The sequence below is a fragment of the Micromonospora sp. 15K316 genome, from assembly GCF_004348525.1.
Classification (GTDB): domain Bacteria; phylum Actinomycetota; class Actinomycetes; order Mycobacteriales; family Micromonosporaceae; genus Micromonospora.
Genome location: NZ_SMKG01000142.1, coordinates 1 through 15,360, shown reverse-complemented (window position 1 = coordinate 15,360; position 15,360 = coordinate 1). Strand labels below are relative to the sequence as shown.

Sequence of the window (15,360 nt, the reverse complement as noted above, 5' to 3'; positions counted from 1 at the left end):
GCCCGGCACCCACTCGGTCACCCTGATCACCGGTGACGTGGTCACCACCCGCAGCACCCCGAACGGCGGCACGCTGGACGTCCGGCGACCCGACGGCGACCGCACCCCGGTACGGGTGGTCGAGGCCGGCGACGAGCTCTACGTCTACCCCCAGTCCGTGCTCCCCTACGTGGCCGCGGACACCCTCGACAAGCGACTGTTCAACGTGACCCGGCTGATCGCCGACGAGTACGACGACGCACACGCCGAACAGCTGCCGCTGATCGTGTCGTACGCCGGGGCGAGCGCCGGGCTGCGTGCCACCGCGCCCACCGGCGCGACCCGCACCCGTACGTTGAGCAGCATCTCCGGTGCCGCGATGAGCACCGACCGCGGGCAGGCCGACGAGTTCTGGGCCGCGATCACCGCCACCCCCGCCGCGAAGTCCGCCGGCGCGGCCGGCTCGTCCGGACGCTTCGGTGGCGGGATCGCGAAGATCTGGCTGGACGGGCGGGTCCGCGTCGACCTCGCCGACACCACCGCGCAGATCGGCGCTCCCGAGGTCTGGGCCGGCGGCGACACCGGGAAGGACGTCCGCGTCGCCGTCCTCGACACCGGCATCGACGCCACGCACCCGGACCTGGTCGACCGGGTGGCCGGGTCGGCCGTGTTCGTTCCCGGCGAGGAGCTGACCGACCGGCACGGGCACGGCACCCACGTCGCCTCGACCATCGCCGGCACCGGCGCCGCGTCCGGTGGCCGGGAGAAGGGTGTCGCCCCCGACGCGGACCTCCTCGTCGGCAAGGTGCTCAGCGACGCCGGCTCCGGGCAGGACTCCTGGATCCTCGCCGGCATGGAGTGGGCGGCCCGGGACGCCGACGCGAAGATCATCAACATGAGCCTCGGGTCGGACCAGCCGAGCGACGGCACCGACCTGCTCAGCCAGTCGGTCGACTCGCTCAGCGCCGAGACCGGCGCGCTCTTCGTCATCTCCGCCGGCAACAACGGCGCGCCGGGCAGCGTCTCCGCCCCCGGCGCGGCCGACGCCGCGCTGACCGTCGGCGCGGTCGACGCCGACGACCAGCTCGCCCCCTTCTCCAGCCAGGGGCCGCGGATCGGCGACGAGGCCGTCAAGCCCGAACTGACCGCACCGGGCGTCGGCGTGCTCGCCGCCCGGTCGCAGTACACGCCCGGCGAGGGCGCCTACCGGAGCATGGACGGCACGTCGATGGCCGCGCCGCACGTGGCCGGCGCCGCCGCCCTGCTCGCCGCGAACCACCCGGACTGGACCGGCCAGCAGCTCAAGGACGCGCTGGTCAGCACCACCGACCGGACGCCGCAGTACGACGCGTACCAGGCCGGCACCGGCCGGGTCGACGTCGCCGCGGCGGTGCGCGCCCCGGTCTTCGCCACCGGCACCGTGCACACCGTGATGGGGGACGACACGGCGAAGGCCGGTGGCAGCACGCGGCCGGTGACGTACACCAACACCACCGGCCAGCCGATCCCGCTGGACCTTGCGGTCGACGCGCCGAACGCGCCCGCCGGCCTGTTCCGCCTCTCCACCGCGCGGGTGACCGTGCCCGCGCACGGCACCGCCACGGTCAGCCTCACCACGGACACCACCCGGGCGGCCGGCGGCAGCCGGTACACCGGGCAGATCGTCGCCACCGGGCCGGGGCAGGCCGCGCCGGCCCGCACCGCGATCAGCGTCGGCACGTACACGCCGTACCACTGGCTGCGGATGCAGCTGACCGACCGGGCCGGCAAGCCCGCGGCCGGCCTCATCGAGCTGGGCCGGCCCGGCGCGTACGGACCGGACTTCCTCAACACCGACGAGAGCGGCGTCGTCCAGCTCTACCTGCCCGAGGGCGTCTACTCGGCGATGAGCTTCCTGAACGTCACGGGCGTGCACGGGCCGAACTCGCTCGGCGTGGCCCTCGTCGGCGACCCGGACATCGACCTGCGCGCGGACACCGTGGTCCGGCTGGACGCGAGCACGGCGCGCCGGCTCGAGTCGCGGGCGCCGCAGCAGACCGCGGACACGTACACCCGGCTGGACTACTACCGGTCGCGAGGCGAGGGCCGGTGGCGCTCGTTCGTCGAGGGCGGCGTCTTCTACGACAGCTTCTGGGCCCAGCCGACGAGCCGCGACGTGAAGCACGGCGACTTCTACCTGGGCGCCCGGTGGCGCAAGGAGCAGCCGGTGCTCAGCGTCGGCACCAGGACCGTCGACTTCGACGACGTGGTCCGCCAGCAGGGCACCACCCAGCTTCCGAAGGGGCGCTGGACGCTGCCCACCGTCTACGCGGGCAACGGCGCCGCGACCGACTACGCCGGGCTGGACGCCCGGGGCAAGGCCGTGGTGGTCCGGCGCAACCAGGACGTCTTCGACGCCGATCAGGCCGCTGCGGCGACCGCCGCCGGAGCGAAGCTGCTGCTGGTGGTGAGTGACCAGCCCTGGCGCGACGTGCGCGACTACTCGATCGACTTCTTCACCCCCACCCCCGTCGAGGTGGCGCTGCTCAGCCAGGACGAGGGCGAGGCGCTGATCGAGCAGGTCCGGCGCGGGGCGACGACGGTCCAGGTGACCTCGCAGCCCGTCGCCGACTACGTCTACGACCTCGTGCAGGCGTACCACAACCGGATCCCGCGGGAACTCAGCCGGACCGAGACGAAGAAGACGCTGGCCCGGATCGACGTGGGCTTCGCCTTCCCGCCCGGCCAGACCCGGGGCGGCGAGTTCCGCTTCGACTGGCCGTCGTACTCGGACTGGGGCATCGGCCAGACCAGCAACCGGCCGCTCGCCCCGGTACGCACCGACTGGGTCTCCGTCGGCGATCTCTACCAGTGGGGTCAGGAGGCGTACGTCGAGGGCGGCACCTACCAGATCGACGAGCGGACCGGCTACCGGGCGGGCAGCCACGGGACGGAGCAGTTCTTCGAGCCAATCGAACGACCGCACCTGAACGACAACTTCAAGCTGCCCACCCGCGCCGGTGACACGCTGAACCTGGACGTGCCCGGTTGGGGCGGGGCCGACCACGTCGGCATGGCGATGAACGGCGCCACCCAGACCAACCAGCTCTACCAGGGTGGCACGCTGCTCGCCGAGGGCACCAGCACCTGGATCAGCGGCACCGCGCCGGGCGCGGGTGACCTGCCGTACCGGCTGGTGGTGCGGACCACCCAGGACCCGACCGCCGGGGCGTACTCGACGCGCACGGAGTCGGAGTGGAGGTTCCGGTCGAAGGCGCCGGCCGCCGGGGTGGGGACGAGCGTGCTGCCGCTGCTCCAGCTCGACTACACGGTGGACACCGACGCCGCCGGCACCGCGAAGCGCCACACCACGCTTGCCGTCTCCGCCACGCACCTGCCCGGGGTCACCGGCTGCGGTGACGTGGGGGCGGTCCGGCTGGAGGTCTCCTACGACGACGGCGCGCACTGGCAGAGGCAGTCCGTGCGCCGGACGAAGGACGGCTCCTGGTCGGCGGGGCTGACGGCGCCGAAGGGCGCCAGGTACGTCTCGCTGCGCGCCCGCGCCACCGACGGCTCGGGCAACTCGGTCGACCAGACCGTGATCCGCGCGTTCGGCGTGCGCTGACCGGCTGACCACGGGAAGGGGCCACGGCGTTCGCCGTGGCCCCTTCCTCTTGGCCGTCTCGACCGGCGGGCCGACCGGGCGACGGGGCCGTCAGTGGCCCCGGCGCAGCCGGATCCAGCGGTAGCCGTGACCGGAGAGCTGAAGGCGCTCCAGCTTGCCCACCTCGCCGTAGCCACGGTCGGTCAACACGTCGATCGGCTGGTCCGCCTCCGGCTGGAGCAGGCTGAGGTCCACCTCGACGTCGTCGGTGCCCAGGTTGTGCAGGAAGACCATGGTCCCGGTGGGCCCGTCGGCGCGGTGCGCGAGGACACCGGGCGGCATCGGCACGTCGATGTGGGTGGTCGAGCCGGAGCCGATCTCCGGCGCCTCACGCAGGGTACGGATCATCCGCTCGAACCAGGCGAGCAGCGACCTCGGGTCACGCCGCTGGGCGGTGACGTTGACCTTCTCGTAGCCGTACTCCCCCTTGTCGATCACCGGGCGCACCAGCTTGCCCGGCTCGGCCGTGGAGAAGCCGGCGTTCTCCTTGTAGGACCACTGCATCGGGGTACGGATCGCGTGCCGGCCGGGGAGGGAGGGGTCCTCCCCCATGCCGATCTCCTCGCCGTAGCGCAGCACCGGCGTGCCGCGCAGCGAGAACTGCAGCGCGTACGCCAGCTCGATCCACCGCCGGTCGTTGCCGAGCATCGGGGCGAGGCGGCGACGGATGCCCCGGTTGTAGAGGCGCATGTGCTCCTCCGGCCCGAACCGCGCGTAGACCTGGTTGCGTTGCTCGGCGGTGAGCCGGGACAGGTCGATCTCGTCGTGGTTGCGCAGGAAGGTGGCCCACTGCCCGCCCGCCGGCAGTACGGGGGTGTCGCGCAACGCCTCGATCACCGGCTCCGGGTCCTCCCGGGCCAGGGCGAGCATCAGGCGACCGTTGAGCAGGAAGTCGAAGAGCATGTGCAGCCGGTTCGCCGAGCCGCCGCGGTCACCGAAGTAGATCGGCAGCTGGTCCGGTTCCACGTTCGCCTCGGCCAGCAGGATCGCGTCGCCCCGGCGCCACTGGACGTGCTCGCGCAGCTCGGTGAGGAAGTCCAGGTCCTTCGGCGAGTCCGGGTTGCCCGGCTGGGTCTGCTCGATGATGAACGGCACGGCGTCCATCCGGAACCCGGAGACGCCGAGCTGGAGCCAGAACGACATGATCTTCTTGACCTCGGCGCGTACCGCCGGGTTGGCCATGTCGAGGTCGGGCTGGAACCGGTAGAACCTGTGGTAGTACCAGGCCTTCGCCGTCCGGTCGTAGCTCCACGTCTCCTTCTGCTCGCCGGGGAAGACCATGCCCTGCTTGCGGTCCGGCGGCTCCTGCTCGGACCAGACGTACCAGTCCCGGTACGGCGAGTCCGGCGAGGAGCGGGCGGACTGGAACCACGGGTGTTCGTCGGAGGTGTGGTTGACCACCAGGTCGATGATCACTCGGATGCCCCGGTTGCGGGCCTGGTGCAGCAGCTCGGCGAAGTCGCCGAGGGTGCCGAAACGGGGATCGACGTTGTAGAAGTCGGTGACGTCGTAGCCGTCGTCCCGGTTCGGCGACGGGTGGATCGGGTGCAGCCAGAGGCAGGTCACGCCGAGCCGGGCGAGGTAGTCGAGCCGGCCGATGAGGCCCGGGATGTCACCCACGCCGTCGCCGTTCGAGTCCGCGTACGTGTCGATGTCGAGGCAGTAGACGACCGCCTCGGAGTACCACCTGTCACCCATGCCTGTTCACCTTCTCCGATCCGTCGCCCGGGCAAACCGGCTCGGGTCCCCACCGGTAGCGTGCCGGGCATGGCCGACGCACCCCAGACCGAGCCGGTCGACTGGTCCACCGGTGAATGGCTGCACCAGCCGGTCCGTGTGGAGCCGACGCCGGAGGGCGAGCTCGTGGTGGAACCCGCCGCCGGCACCGACCTCTGGCGGCACACCAGCTACGGCTTCGTGCACGACGACGCGCCCGCGCTGCTCGCTCCGATGCCCGCCGGCACGGCGGTGGAGGTGAGCTTCCGGTTGGAGTGGTCCGAGCAGTTCGACCAGGCCGGCGTGCTGGTCCGGATCGACGAGCGGAACTGGATCAAGGCCGGGGTGGAGTTCAGCGACGGTCAGCCGCAGGTCGGCGCGGTGGTGACGCGCGAACTGTCGGACTGGTCGGTCGCCCCCGTGCCGGAGTGGGCCGGGCGGGAGGTAACCGTGCGGGCCAGCCGGGCGGGCGATGCGCTCACCGTACGGGCCCGGGTGGCCGGGGAGCCGTGGCGGCTGGTCCGACTCGCCCCACTGGCGCCGGACGCCCAGGTGAGCGCCGGGCCGTTCTGCTGCTCGCCGACGCGGGGCGGGCTCGCGGTCCGGTTCACCGGTTGGCGTCGGGGCGCGGCCGACGCGGCCCTGCATCCGGAGGAGTGACGGGGCCCGGGCGCGAGGTGTGGCGCTCGCGCCGTGGGGTACAGGAGTGCGATCCCCTCCCGTAGCGGAAAGGATCGCCCATGGCGAGCGCCCAGGACGTCGACCCGACTCAACTCGGCGGGCTGACCGGCTGGGTGGCCGGGGTGATCGACGCGGCCGGCGTGGTGGGCGTCGCGCTGCTCGTGGCCCTGGAGAGCGTCGTCCCGCCGATCCCCAGCGAGATCGTCCTGGCGATGGCCGGTTTCCTGGCCGGCGAGGGACGGTTCCACGTGGTCGTGGTGGCGCTCGCCGCCACCGCCGGTTCCCTGCTGGGTGCGCTGGTCCTCTACTGGGTGGGCGCCGTTGTCGGTGAGGAGCGGCTGAAACGGTGGCTGGACCGGCTGCCCCTGGTGGACCTGGACGACCTGGAGCGCGCCGACCGCTGGTTCGAGCGGTACGGCAGGTGGGCGGTCTTCTTCGGCCGGATGATCCCGGTGGTGCGCAGCCTCGTGTCGATCCCCGCCGGAACGAACCGGATGCCGCTCGTGCAGTTCGTCACGCTGACCACGCTCGGCAGCGGCCTGTGGAACGCGCTCTTCGTGGGGGGCGGGTACGCGCTCGGCTCCCGCTGGCACCAGGTCGAGCGCTACAGCACCTGGTTCGACTACGGCATCCTCGCGCTCTTCGTCGCCATGATCACGATGTGGGTGGTGAAGAAGGTGCGCCGGCGCAGAGGACGCAGTGATCGCCCGAAGGTGCCCGCCGGCCGTTGAGGCGTACCGGTCGGAGGGGCCCGGGTGCCGGCCGGGCCCCTCCTTCCGGGGTCAGCGGCGGAAGGTGAACCAGTTGACGTTGACGAAGTCGTTCGGCTGGCCGCTGCTGAAGGTCAGGTAGACCGTGCGTCGGCCGGTGGCCGCGCCGACGTTGCCCGGTACCGAACGCCAGCTCTGCCAGCCGCCGGTGTTGGCGATGGCGAAGCTGCCGATCGGGGCGCTGGTCGGGCTGTCCAGCCGCACCTGGACGAGGCCGCTGACGCCGCCGCCGGCGCCGGAGGCGACCCGGGCCACGAAGTCCCGGGGCGGGGCGGACCCGAAGTCGACGTCGTCGAACCGGACCCAGTCACCGTTGCGCAGCGCGCCGATGTTCTGGCCGCCCTCGCCGCACGCCTCGACGATCACCCCGTTCTGCGCGTCGAAGGACTCCGCCTGGATCGTCGCGTAGGCGTCGCGTACCCCGCCGGGCGGCGGATCGGTCGGCGGCGGATCGGTCGGCGGGGTGCCGCGGCTGTAGACCGCGACGTAGTCGACGAGCATGGGGTGACCGGGGACGGTCTGGGCGGTCGGGGTGGTGAAGCCGGCGACGCCGTTGGGGAAGCCCCCGCCCATCGCCACGTTGAGCAGCAGGAAGTAGCCGCTGTGGCTGGTCATCTGCGACCAGTACGGCTCGCCGACCTGGCTCTGCGTCACGGTGTGGTACTGCTGGCCGTCGACGTACCAGCGCAGCTGCTGGGGGCTGACCGAGGCGTCCCACTCGAAGCGGTAGGTGTGGAAGGTCGACTGGCAGGTGCTGCCCGGGCAGGCCCGCGAGTTGCCGAGACCGTTGAACTCGTTGCACGGGCCGCCGGGCGCGACGCCGCAGTGCAGCACTCCCCAGACCGAGTTGAGCCCGTTCACGTTCTCCATCACGTCGAACTCGCCGATCCCGGGCCAGTTCTGGTAGTTGCCCCGGTAGGGGGCGCCGAGCGCCCAGAACGCGGGCCAGTAGCCGAGGGCCGCCGTTCCGGTCACGTTCGGCATCTGGATCCGGCCCTCGATGGCGAGCACCCCGCCCGCGGGCGCCTTGAAGTTGCTCCGGACGGTCTCGATCCGGGCCGAGGTCCAGCCACCGGAGGAGTTGCGCAGCGGCGTGATGCGCAGGTTGCCCGCGCCGTCGTGGCTGACGTTGGCGGTGCTGTTGGTGTACGTCTGGATCTCGCCGGTCCCCCAGTTCGGCGGGCCGCCCGGGTAACTGGTGCCGGTGTCGATGATCCAGTTGGCGGCGGACGGCAGGGTGCCGGCCTGGCCGGTGAAGTCGTCGCTCCAGACGAGGCTCCAGCCGGACGGGGGTGGTGGTACGGCCGCCTGCGCGGTCACGGTGAGCCCGGCCAGTGCGGTGGTGGTGGCGGCGAGCAGAGCGAGCGACAGGCGTACGCGGCGTCGTACGGGCAGGGCGGCGGGGGCCGCCGGGGCAGCTTCCATGGACGTGCCTCTCTGCGGGGACGGGGGCGAGAGAGCGCTCTCTCACGAGTTGTACGGGCTCCCCGGACAGTTGTCAACGTCGATCTATCCCGGCCTGGGCCGGGCGGGCGTCGTACCGGCGGCGATCGCTCGGCTCAGGCGGCACCGAAGACACGCCGAGGCGACACGCCGCACACCCCGCCGTACCGCGTTTCCCGACTTCGCCACCCTGGGTAACCACGGAGGCGAGCTGGCGTGGACAGACCGCGACCAGCACGAACGGACGGTGATCGGCATGACGGGCCAGCTGGCGGAGGCACCCGCTCGGACGGCGGACGGGACCGAGTTGCTCACGGTGGGTGTCGAGGAGGAGTTCCTGCTCGTCGACCCGCACACCGGTGCGGCGGTGCCCGCCGTCGACCTGGTGCTGGAACAGGTGCCACCGGAGCTGCGCGGGCAGGTCGAGCGGGAGTTCCAGACCAGCCAGATCGAGATCGGCAGCCCACCCGGGCTGGAGCTGGGCTCGATCCGGCACTCCCTCGGCGTGCTGCGTTCCGCGCTGGCCGACGCGGCCGAGCGCGCCGGCGTACGCCTGCTCGCCATCGGTACCGGCCCGGTGGACGGCCCCGTCCCGCCGGTGGTCGACAAGCCCCGGTTCGACCGGATGATCGAGCGGTTCCGCCTGCTCGTGCCCGGTCCCGGCAACAACGGCATGCACGTGCACGTGGGCATCCCCGACCCGGAGATCGGCGTCCAGGTGCTCAACCACGTCCGGCCGTGGCTGCCCACGCTGCACGCGGCGACGGCGAACTCCCCCTTCGCCCGGGGCGAGGACACCGGCTACGCGAGTTGGCGGTCGGTCGAGTGGGAGCGCTGGCCGTCCGTGGCGCCCACGCCGTACCTGGAGTCGCACGAGCACTACCGCCGGCTGATCCGCCAGCTGATCGCGAGTGGCGTGATGCTCGACGAGGGGATGCTCTACTGGTACGCCCGGTTGTCGGCGAAGTACCCGACCGTGGAGATCCGCATCGGCGACGTCTGCCCGTCGGTCGACGACGCGGTGCTGGTCGCGGCGCTCGTCCGGGCGATGGTGGCGACCGCGATCGAGGACGTCCGGGCCGGGCGTCCGGCCATCCCCAGCGACCACCACCTGCTGGTGGGCGCGCACTGGCGGGCCGCCCACGACGGGCTGGAGGGCGACGGAGTGGACGTGACCACCGGCGAGCTCCGTCCGGCGTGGGAGCTGCTGGACCGGTTCGTCGAGCGGCTCCGCCCCGCGCTGGAACGCCACGGCGACTGGGCCGAGGTGACCGACCTGCTGGGCGGACTGCGCCGGCACGGCACCGGCGCGGCCCGGCAGCGCGCGGTGTTCGCGCGCACCGGCCGGCTCGCCGACGTGGTGCAGGACGTGGCGAGGCAGACCCGCGGCACGAGCGCGCCGTGACAGGATGACCACGTGGCGCAACGGTTGATCGTGATCGGCGGGAACGCCGCCGGGATGTCGGCGGCGTCCCAGGCGCGGCGTCGCTGCGGGCGGGACGAACTGGAGATCATCGCCTTCGAGCGGGGGCACTTCACCTCCTACTCGAGCTGCGGCATCCCGTACTGGATCAGTGGTCTGGTGGACGGGCCGGAGCAGTTGATCGCGCGCGACCCGGAGACGTTCCGCCGGCGCTTCGACATCGACGTACGCATGCGGCACGAGGTGGTCGGGATCGACCTGGACCGGCGCGAGGTGGTCGCCCGGGACCTCGTCGGCGGCGGCGAGGTCCGGGAACGCTTCGACGACCTGATGTACGCCACCGGCGCGCTGCCGGTGAGGCCGCCCTGGGCCGAGGCGGACGTCGACGGCGTCTTCGGCATGCAGACCCTCGACGACGGCGCCGCGCTGCGCGACTGGCTGGAGAGCGAGCCGAAACCGCGGCGCGCGGTGGTGGTCGGCGGTGGCTACATCGGGGTGGAGCTCGCCGAGGCGATGCTCCAGCGCGGTCTGACCGTCACCCTGGTCGAGAAGGCCGATCAGCCGATGTCCACGGTGGACGAGGACATGGCGGAGGTCGTCGTCGACGCGATGCGCGAGCTGGGCGTCCACATCCGCACCGGGCTCGGCGTGACCGGGATCGAGGAGCGGGACGGCCGGGTGAGCGCGGTGGTCACCGAGGAGGGGGCGATCCCGGCCGACGTGGTCGTGCTCGGCCTGGGCGTACGCCCCAACATCGACCTCGCCACCGCCGCCGGCGTGCCGCTGGGGCCGTCCGGGGCGATCCGGGTGGACCGGCGGATGCGGGTGCCGGGGGTGCCCGGGCTCTGGGCCGCCGGTGACTGTGTCGAGTGCCTGCACCGGATCAGTGGAATGCCCGTGCACGTGCCGCTCGGCACCCACGCGAACAAGCAGGGCCGGGTGGCCGGCACGAACATCGGCGGCGGCTACGCCACCTTCACCGGGATCATCGGCACGGCGGTGACGAAGGTCTGCGACCTGGAGGTGGGACGCACCGGCCTGCGGGAGAAGGAGGCAGCGGCGGTCGGGTTCGAGTTCGTCTCGGTGGTCGCCGAATCCACCAGCCGTGCCGGGTACTACCCGGGCACCCGCCCGATGACGGTGAAGCTGATCGCCGAACGGCCGAGCGGCCGCCTGCTCGGGGCGCAGATCGTCGGCTGGTCCGAGGCGGCGAAGCGGATCGACACGTTGGCCGCGGCGCTCTGGAACGGCATGACGGTGGACGACATGACCGCTCTCGACCTCGGCTACGCGCCGCCGTACGCGCCGGTCTGGGACCCGGTGCTGATCGCCGCCCGCAAGGCCGTCGACGCGCTGCACCACGCCACCCGGTGACCGACGCCGTCCGCACCCGCCTGCCCGATCTTGTCGGGGGCACGGGTTAGCTTGCTTCCGTTGTCGCACCGGCGATCCGCCGGTCGCCCACCCTTCCCCGGAGGCATCCCCCCATGGCTCAGGAGACGACCTACCTCGAACTGTCCGAAGTGGACGGCGGCGCGCACAAGTTCTACGAGGTGGTGGTCGAGGACACTGCCATGACCGTCCGCTACGGCCGCATCGGTGACCAGGGCCAGGTGAAGAACACCACCTACCCGGACAATGCCCGCGCCCGGGCGGCCGCCGCGAAGAAGATCGGTGAGAAGATCCGCAAGGGGTACGCCCCGGCGGTGCGCGGCGTACGGCAGAAGCGCTCGGTCTCCCGCCGCCAGATCGTCAGCACCCGCTCCACCGCGCGCACCGCGCCGGTGCTCTGGCGTTACGACTCGGGCGCGCCCGCGTTCGGCATCTTCGTCGACGGGCAGAGCTGCATGGTGGGCAACGAGCACGGCGTGATCACCACGCTCGGCCACGACGCCCGGGTGCTGAACCAGGTGCGGCTCCCCGACGGGGTGAAGTGCATCGTCGCCGACGACGCCTGGATCTACGCCGGCTGCGACGACGGCAACGTCTACGACCTCTCCGGCAAGGTGCCCCGGGTGGCCTACGCGATCGCCCCCGACATCGACATCTACTGGCTCGACATCCACGACGGGGTGCTGGGCGTCTCCGACCGCGAGGGGGGCATCGCCGCTGTCGACCACGAGGACGAGTTCCTCTGGCGCCGCCCGGGCCGCGGCCGCTCCGCCTGGATGGTGCGCTGCGACCCGAACGCGCTCTACCACGGCCACTCGCGGGGCGTCACCGGCTACGACTGGCGCACCGGGCAGGAGCTGTGGCACACCGACACCGGCTCGGTCCTGTTCGGCTGGCAGGAACGGGGCACCGTCTTCGCCGGCACCGGCACCCGCGAGGTGGTGCGGCTGCGCAAGAACGGGCGCGCCGAGCGGAGGTACCGCTGCGACGCCGCGGTCTTCTCCTGCGCCACCGCCGAGGGCGGCCGCTACGTCTTCGCCGGTGACAGCGCCTCCTCGATCTACTGCTTCGACGAGGCCGGCAACCGGCTCTGGAAGCTCGGCACCGGCTGCGGCTCGGCCTACTCCATGCAGTACCACCAGGAGCGGCTCTACGTGGTGACCACCAGCGGCCACCTCGCCTGCATCGACGCCAGCGAGCCGGCCATCCGGGCCGCCGAGGCGGGCAGCGTGCCCGACGTCGTCGACGTGAAGGCCCCGGCCCGGCTGCCCGAGCCGGCCGCCTGGACCTCGGTCGAGGTGACCACCGACGACCGGTCCGGCGTGGTGGTGCAGTGCGTCGAGCAGAGCGGCCGGCTGCGCATCCAGGTCCTCTCCGACGGGTACCACCGCGACTGGTCGGTGCAGTTCCCGAAGGGCATCCGCGAGCCGGGCGCCCGCTACCTGGTCACCGAGGTGCGGGAGTCCGGCCGGGGCGGCTTCTACCGGGCGTACGGCGACATCCGCCGGCTCCGCTGAGAACTCCGGTCCGGGGGCGGAGCGGGACCGCCCCCGGACCGGTCTCACCGGCAGCTCCAGCGCACCGCGTGACCTCTCTCGTCCTGGTAACGCTGGCCGAGGCACGCGCCTCGGACGAGAAACGGCCGGGATCGGTGGTACGGGTCTCGGACGCGGAGTCCAGGATGGTCGCATGACCGAAAGCCTGCCGATCCCCGAGCAGCTGAACTGGGTACGGCGCACTCCGGTTGGGCGCGCCTGGTCGGCCGAGCTGCCGGACCGGGTGGCCGCGTGCGTCGCCCGCTGGTCGCTGCGGGTCGGCCCGCCGTTCCCGTACGCCTTCGCCTCGCTGGCGATGCCGGCGGAGCTGGCGGACGGAACACCGGCGGTGCTCAAGCTCCAGTACCCGGACAGCGAGAGCGAGCACGAGGCGACCGCGTTGGCGCGATGGGCGGGGGCCGGCGCGGTCCGGTTGCTCGGGCACGACCCGGTGCGGCGCGCTCTGCTGGTCGAGCGGGCCGTCCCCGGCACCCCGCTGCACGAGTTGCCGGCCGAGGCGGCCCTGGACACGATGGTCGCGCTCCTCCCCCGGCTCTGGGTACCGGCCGGCACACCGTTCACCTCGCTCGCCGAGGAGGCCGCCGGCTGGGCGGAGCGGATGCCCGGCAATTGGGAGCGGGCCAACCGGCCGTACGAGCGGCGGCTGCTGGACGCCGCCCTCGGGCTCCTCGCCGACCTGCCCCCGAGCCAGGGCGAGCAGGTACTGGTCAACCAGGATCTGCACGCCGGCAACGTGCTGCGGGCGACCCGGGAGCCGTGGCTGGTCATCGACCCGAAGCCGCTGGTCGGCGAGCGTGAGTTCGCGGTGGCGCCGCTGGTGCGCGGCGCGGAGCTGGGACACTCCCCCGCGGCGGTCCGCCACCGGCTCGACCGGCTCAGCACCGAGCTGGGCCTGGACCGGGATCGGGTGCGGGGCTGGACGATCGCGCAGACCCTGGCCTGGAGCATCGGCGAGGGGGACGTCTTCCCCGATCAGGTCGACGTGGTCCGCTGGCTGCTCGACGAAGCGAGGTGAGCCGAAGTCAACCTCACCGGCCCCGGCGGGTGGGACACCAGTAGAGAATGCGGCGTCGGCTTCCGTATTGAGGAGGGCCCGAACCGATGCGTGAGGTAAACCGTCCTGGTCAGGCTGCATACACCGTGACAATGACGGTGCGCCAATGGCAGATCATCGACGCGACCCTCGATAACGAGGTGGATACGGCGGTGATGAATGGCAGCCCTCCGCATGAGGTGGGGCTGGGACGGAGCGCTCGTCAAACCGGGTGGGAGCAGATCGCCGGGTCCGAGGAGCAGTGGCCACCGGACGAAGAAATGACTTCGATAACTCTCACTGGCCCCCAGTGGAAGCTGGTGATCGGGTCGCTGGAGCGCTGGTCGGATATCGCCGAACGTGCCGGCCAGAGCGACGACGCCCAGTTCGGGCGCCGTATTCGCGCCGTCGTGTCAGCCCAGTTACCCGCCTGGCCGATCGAGGACGCGAGGTGAGCCGAGACCTTCTCACCGGCCCTGGCAGGTGGGGCACCAGTAGAGGTTGCGGCCGGCGAGCTCGCCGCGGCTGATCGCCGTGCCGCAGACGTGGCAGGGCGCGCCGGGACGCCGGTAGACGTACACCTCGCCGCCGTGCCGGTCGACGCGCGGCGCCCGACCCATCGCCTCCGGCAGGTGCTCGTCACGGACGGTGTCGATGCGGCCCTGCCGCACGGCGAGGGTCATCAGCGTCACCAGGTCGGCCCAGAGCCGGTCCCAGCCGGCCCGGTCCAACGCCTTGCCGGGTAGCGTCGGCGGCAGGCCGGCCCGGAACAGCGCCTCGGTCACGAAGATCAACCCCGTGCCGGCCACCACCGACTGGTCGAGCAGCAGGGCGGCGAGCGGCGTCGCGCTACGGGCGATCCGGGCGTACGCCCGATCGGGGTCGGCGTCGGCGCGCAGCGGGTCGGGCCCCAGCCGGGCGCGCAGCGCCGCCACCTCGGGCGGGGTGAGCACCTCGCAGGCGGTGGGACCGCGCAGGTCGAGCCAGTGCCGGTCGTCGGGTCCGCCACCGCGCCGGGGCCGGGGAACCTCGTTGGTGAGCCGCAGCCGCACCTGGCCGACCGGCTCCGGCGGTTCGCCGACGCCGTCGGTCACCTTGCCGTAGAGCCCGAGGTGCACGTGCAGCGTCAGCTCGCCCGCGTGGTGGTGCAGGAGGTGCTTGCCGTACGCCTCGGTCGAGTCGAGAACGGTACCGGTGAGCCGGGCGGCGCCGTCGGCGAACCGGCCCTGCGGGCTGCTGGCGTGCACCGGTCTGCCGGCGAAGAGCTCGGCGTGCCGGGCCGCCAGGCGGTGGATGGTGTGTCCCTCTGGCACGGGCGCAAGGGTAGTCAGGGGCCCGCCCACCTGCCATGCGCCCCGCTCGGATCGTCCCGGGGACCCGCCCGAGAGCCGTCCGCGTGCACCCGACCGCCCGCCGGTACGTGTCGGTAACCGGTCAGGCGGGTACATCCGGGGATGTATCGCGTGGGTGCCGTCCGTTCCACGGCCACCCCGCATTCCCGAGGAGGTGTGTTGTGGCCAGGATTCCTTCCCCGTCGCGCCGGCCCGCGCGCGACGAGAACCGTAACGGCACCGGCGACGGCTCGGTCGCCACCGTTCCCGCCCCGGCGGACGCGGACCGTCCGGACGCGACCCAGACCCCGCTGACCGACCGGACGTCACCCCGCGATGGCGCCGCGCCCACCGGCGTCCCGCGCACCGCCGACGCACCGTCCACCGGCACGC

At 72.6% G+C, this 15,360-nt stretch carries 12 protein-coding genes; 9 read left to right on the top strand and 3 right to left on the bottom strand.

Annotation, left to right across the window (positions count from 1 at the left end; all coding sequences use genetic code 11):
- The coding region (locus tag E1211_RS22595; RefSeq protein ID WP_207915475.1) for a S8 family serine peptidase at positions 1 to 3,583 on the top strand (3,583 nt) is incomplete at its 5' end.
- A 90-nt stretch (positions 3,584 to 3,673) separates the two neighbouring features.
- On the opposite strand, the gene E1211_RS22590 is transcribed toward E1211_RS22595, so the two are convergent.
- A complete protein-coding gene (locus tag E1211_RS22590) occupies positions 3,674 to 5,320 on the bottom strand; it encodes an alpha-amylase family protein (protein ID WP_132351013.1) in 1,647 nt (548 codons plus the stop codon).
- Between the two features lie 69 nt (positions 5,321 to 5,389).
- Between E1211_RS22590 and E1211_RS22585 the strand changes: the two genes are divergently transcribed.
- Both E1211_RS22585 and E1211_RS22580 read left to right on the top strand, forming a co-directional pair.
- Positions 5,390 to 5,998 carry a DUF1349 domain-containing protein gene (locus E1211_RS22585; protein ID WP_132351012.1) on the top strand — a complete coding sequence of 203 codons (609 nt, stop codon included), beginning with the start codon at positions 5,390 to 5,392 and terminating at the stop codon, positions 5,996 to 5,998.
- Positions 5,999 to 6,078: 80 nt separating this feature from the next.
- On the top strand, positions 6,079 to 6,750 hold the full coding sequence (locus tag E1211_RS22580) for a DedA family protein (protein WP_132351011.1): 672 nt from the start codon (positions 6,079 to 6,081) through the stop codon (positions 6,748 to 6,750).
- Positions 6,751 to 6,801: 51 nt separating this feature from the next.
- Here E1211_RS22580 and E1211_RS22575 read toward each other — a convergent pair whose 3' ends face one another.
- Positions 6,802 to 8,214: a carbohydrate-binding protein gene (locus E1211_RS22575; RefSeq protein ID WP_132351010.1), complete on the bottom strand. Its 1,413-nt coding sequence runs from the start codon at positions 8,212 to 8,214 to the stop codon at positions 6,802 to 6,804.
- Positions 8,215 to 8,488: 274 nt separating this feature from the next.
- Here E1211_RS22575 and E1211_RS22570 point away from each other — a divergent pair, with 274 nt between their 5' ends.
- The 5 genes from E1211_RS22570 to E1211_RS22550 all read left to right on the top strand — a co-directional run bounded on the left by E1211_RS22570 (position 8,489) and on the right by E1211_RS22550 (position 14,091).
- Complete coding sequence (locus E1211_RS22570) at positions 8,489 to 9,637, top strand: glutamate--cysteine ligase (protein WP_207915474.1); 1,149 nt, start codon at positions 8,489 to 8,491, stop codon at positions 9,635 to 9,637.
- A 12-nt stretch (positions 9,638 to 9,649) separates the two neighbouring features.
- Positions 9,650 to 11,029 carry an FAD-dependent oxidoreductase gene (locus E1211_RS22565; protein ID WP_132351008.1) on the top strand — a complete coding sequence of 460 codons (1,380 nt, stop codon included), beginning with the start codon at positions 9,650 to 9,652 and terminating at the stop codon, positions 11,027 to 11,029.
- A 113-nt stretch (positions 11,030 to 11,142) separates the two neighbouring features.
- Positions 11,143 to 12,564, top strand: coding sequence for a WGR domain-containing protein (locus E1211_RS22560; protein WP_132351007.1), 1,422 nt, complete (start codon positions 11,143 to 11,145; stop codon positions 12,562 to 12,564).
- A gap of 172 nt (positions 12,565 to 12,736) precedes the next feature.
- Positions 12,737 to 13,618, top strand: coding sequence for an aminoglycoside phosphotransferase family protein (locus tag E1211_RS22555; RefSeq protein WP_132351006.1), 882 nt, complete (start codon positions 12,737 to 12,739; stop codon positions 13,616 to 13,618).
- An 86-nt stretch (positions 13,619 to 13,704) separates the two neighbouring features.
- Positions 13,705 to 14,091, top strand: a complete 387-nt coding sequence (locus E1211_RS22550; protein ID WP_132351005.1) for a hypothetical protein — start codon at positions 13,705 to 13,707, stop codon at positions 14,089 to 14,091.
- A gap of 12 nt (positions 14,092 to 14,103) precedes the next feature.
- Here the strand turns inward: E1211_RS22550 and E1211_RS22545 are convergent, their stop codons facing one another.
- Positions 14,104 to 14,949 carry an Fpg/Nei family DNA glycosylase gene (locus E1211_RS22545; protein ID WP_132351004.1) on the bottom strand — a complete coding sequence of 282 codons (846 nt, stop codon included), beginning with the start codon at positions 14,947 to 14,949 and terminating at the stop codon, positions 14,104 to 14,106.
- A gap of 200 nt (positions 14,950 to 15,149) precedes the next feature.
- On the opposite strand from E1211_RS22545, the gene E1211_RS22540 reads away from it, so the two are divergent.
- Positions 15,150 to 15,360 (top strand): hypothetical protein (locus tag E1211_RS22540; protein WP_207915473.1); only part of this gene is annotated, 211 nt, incomplete at its 3' end.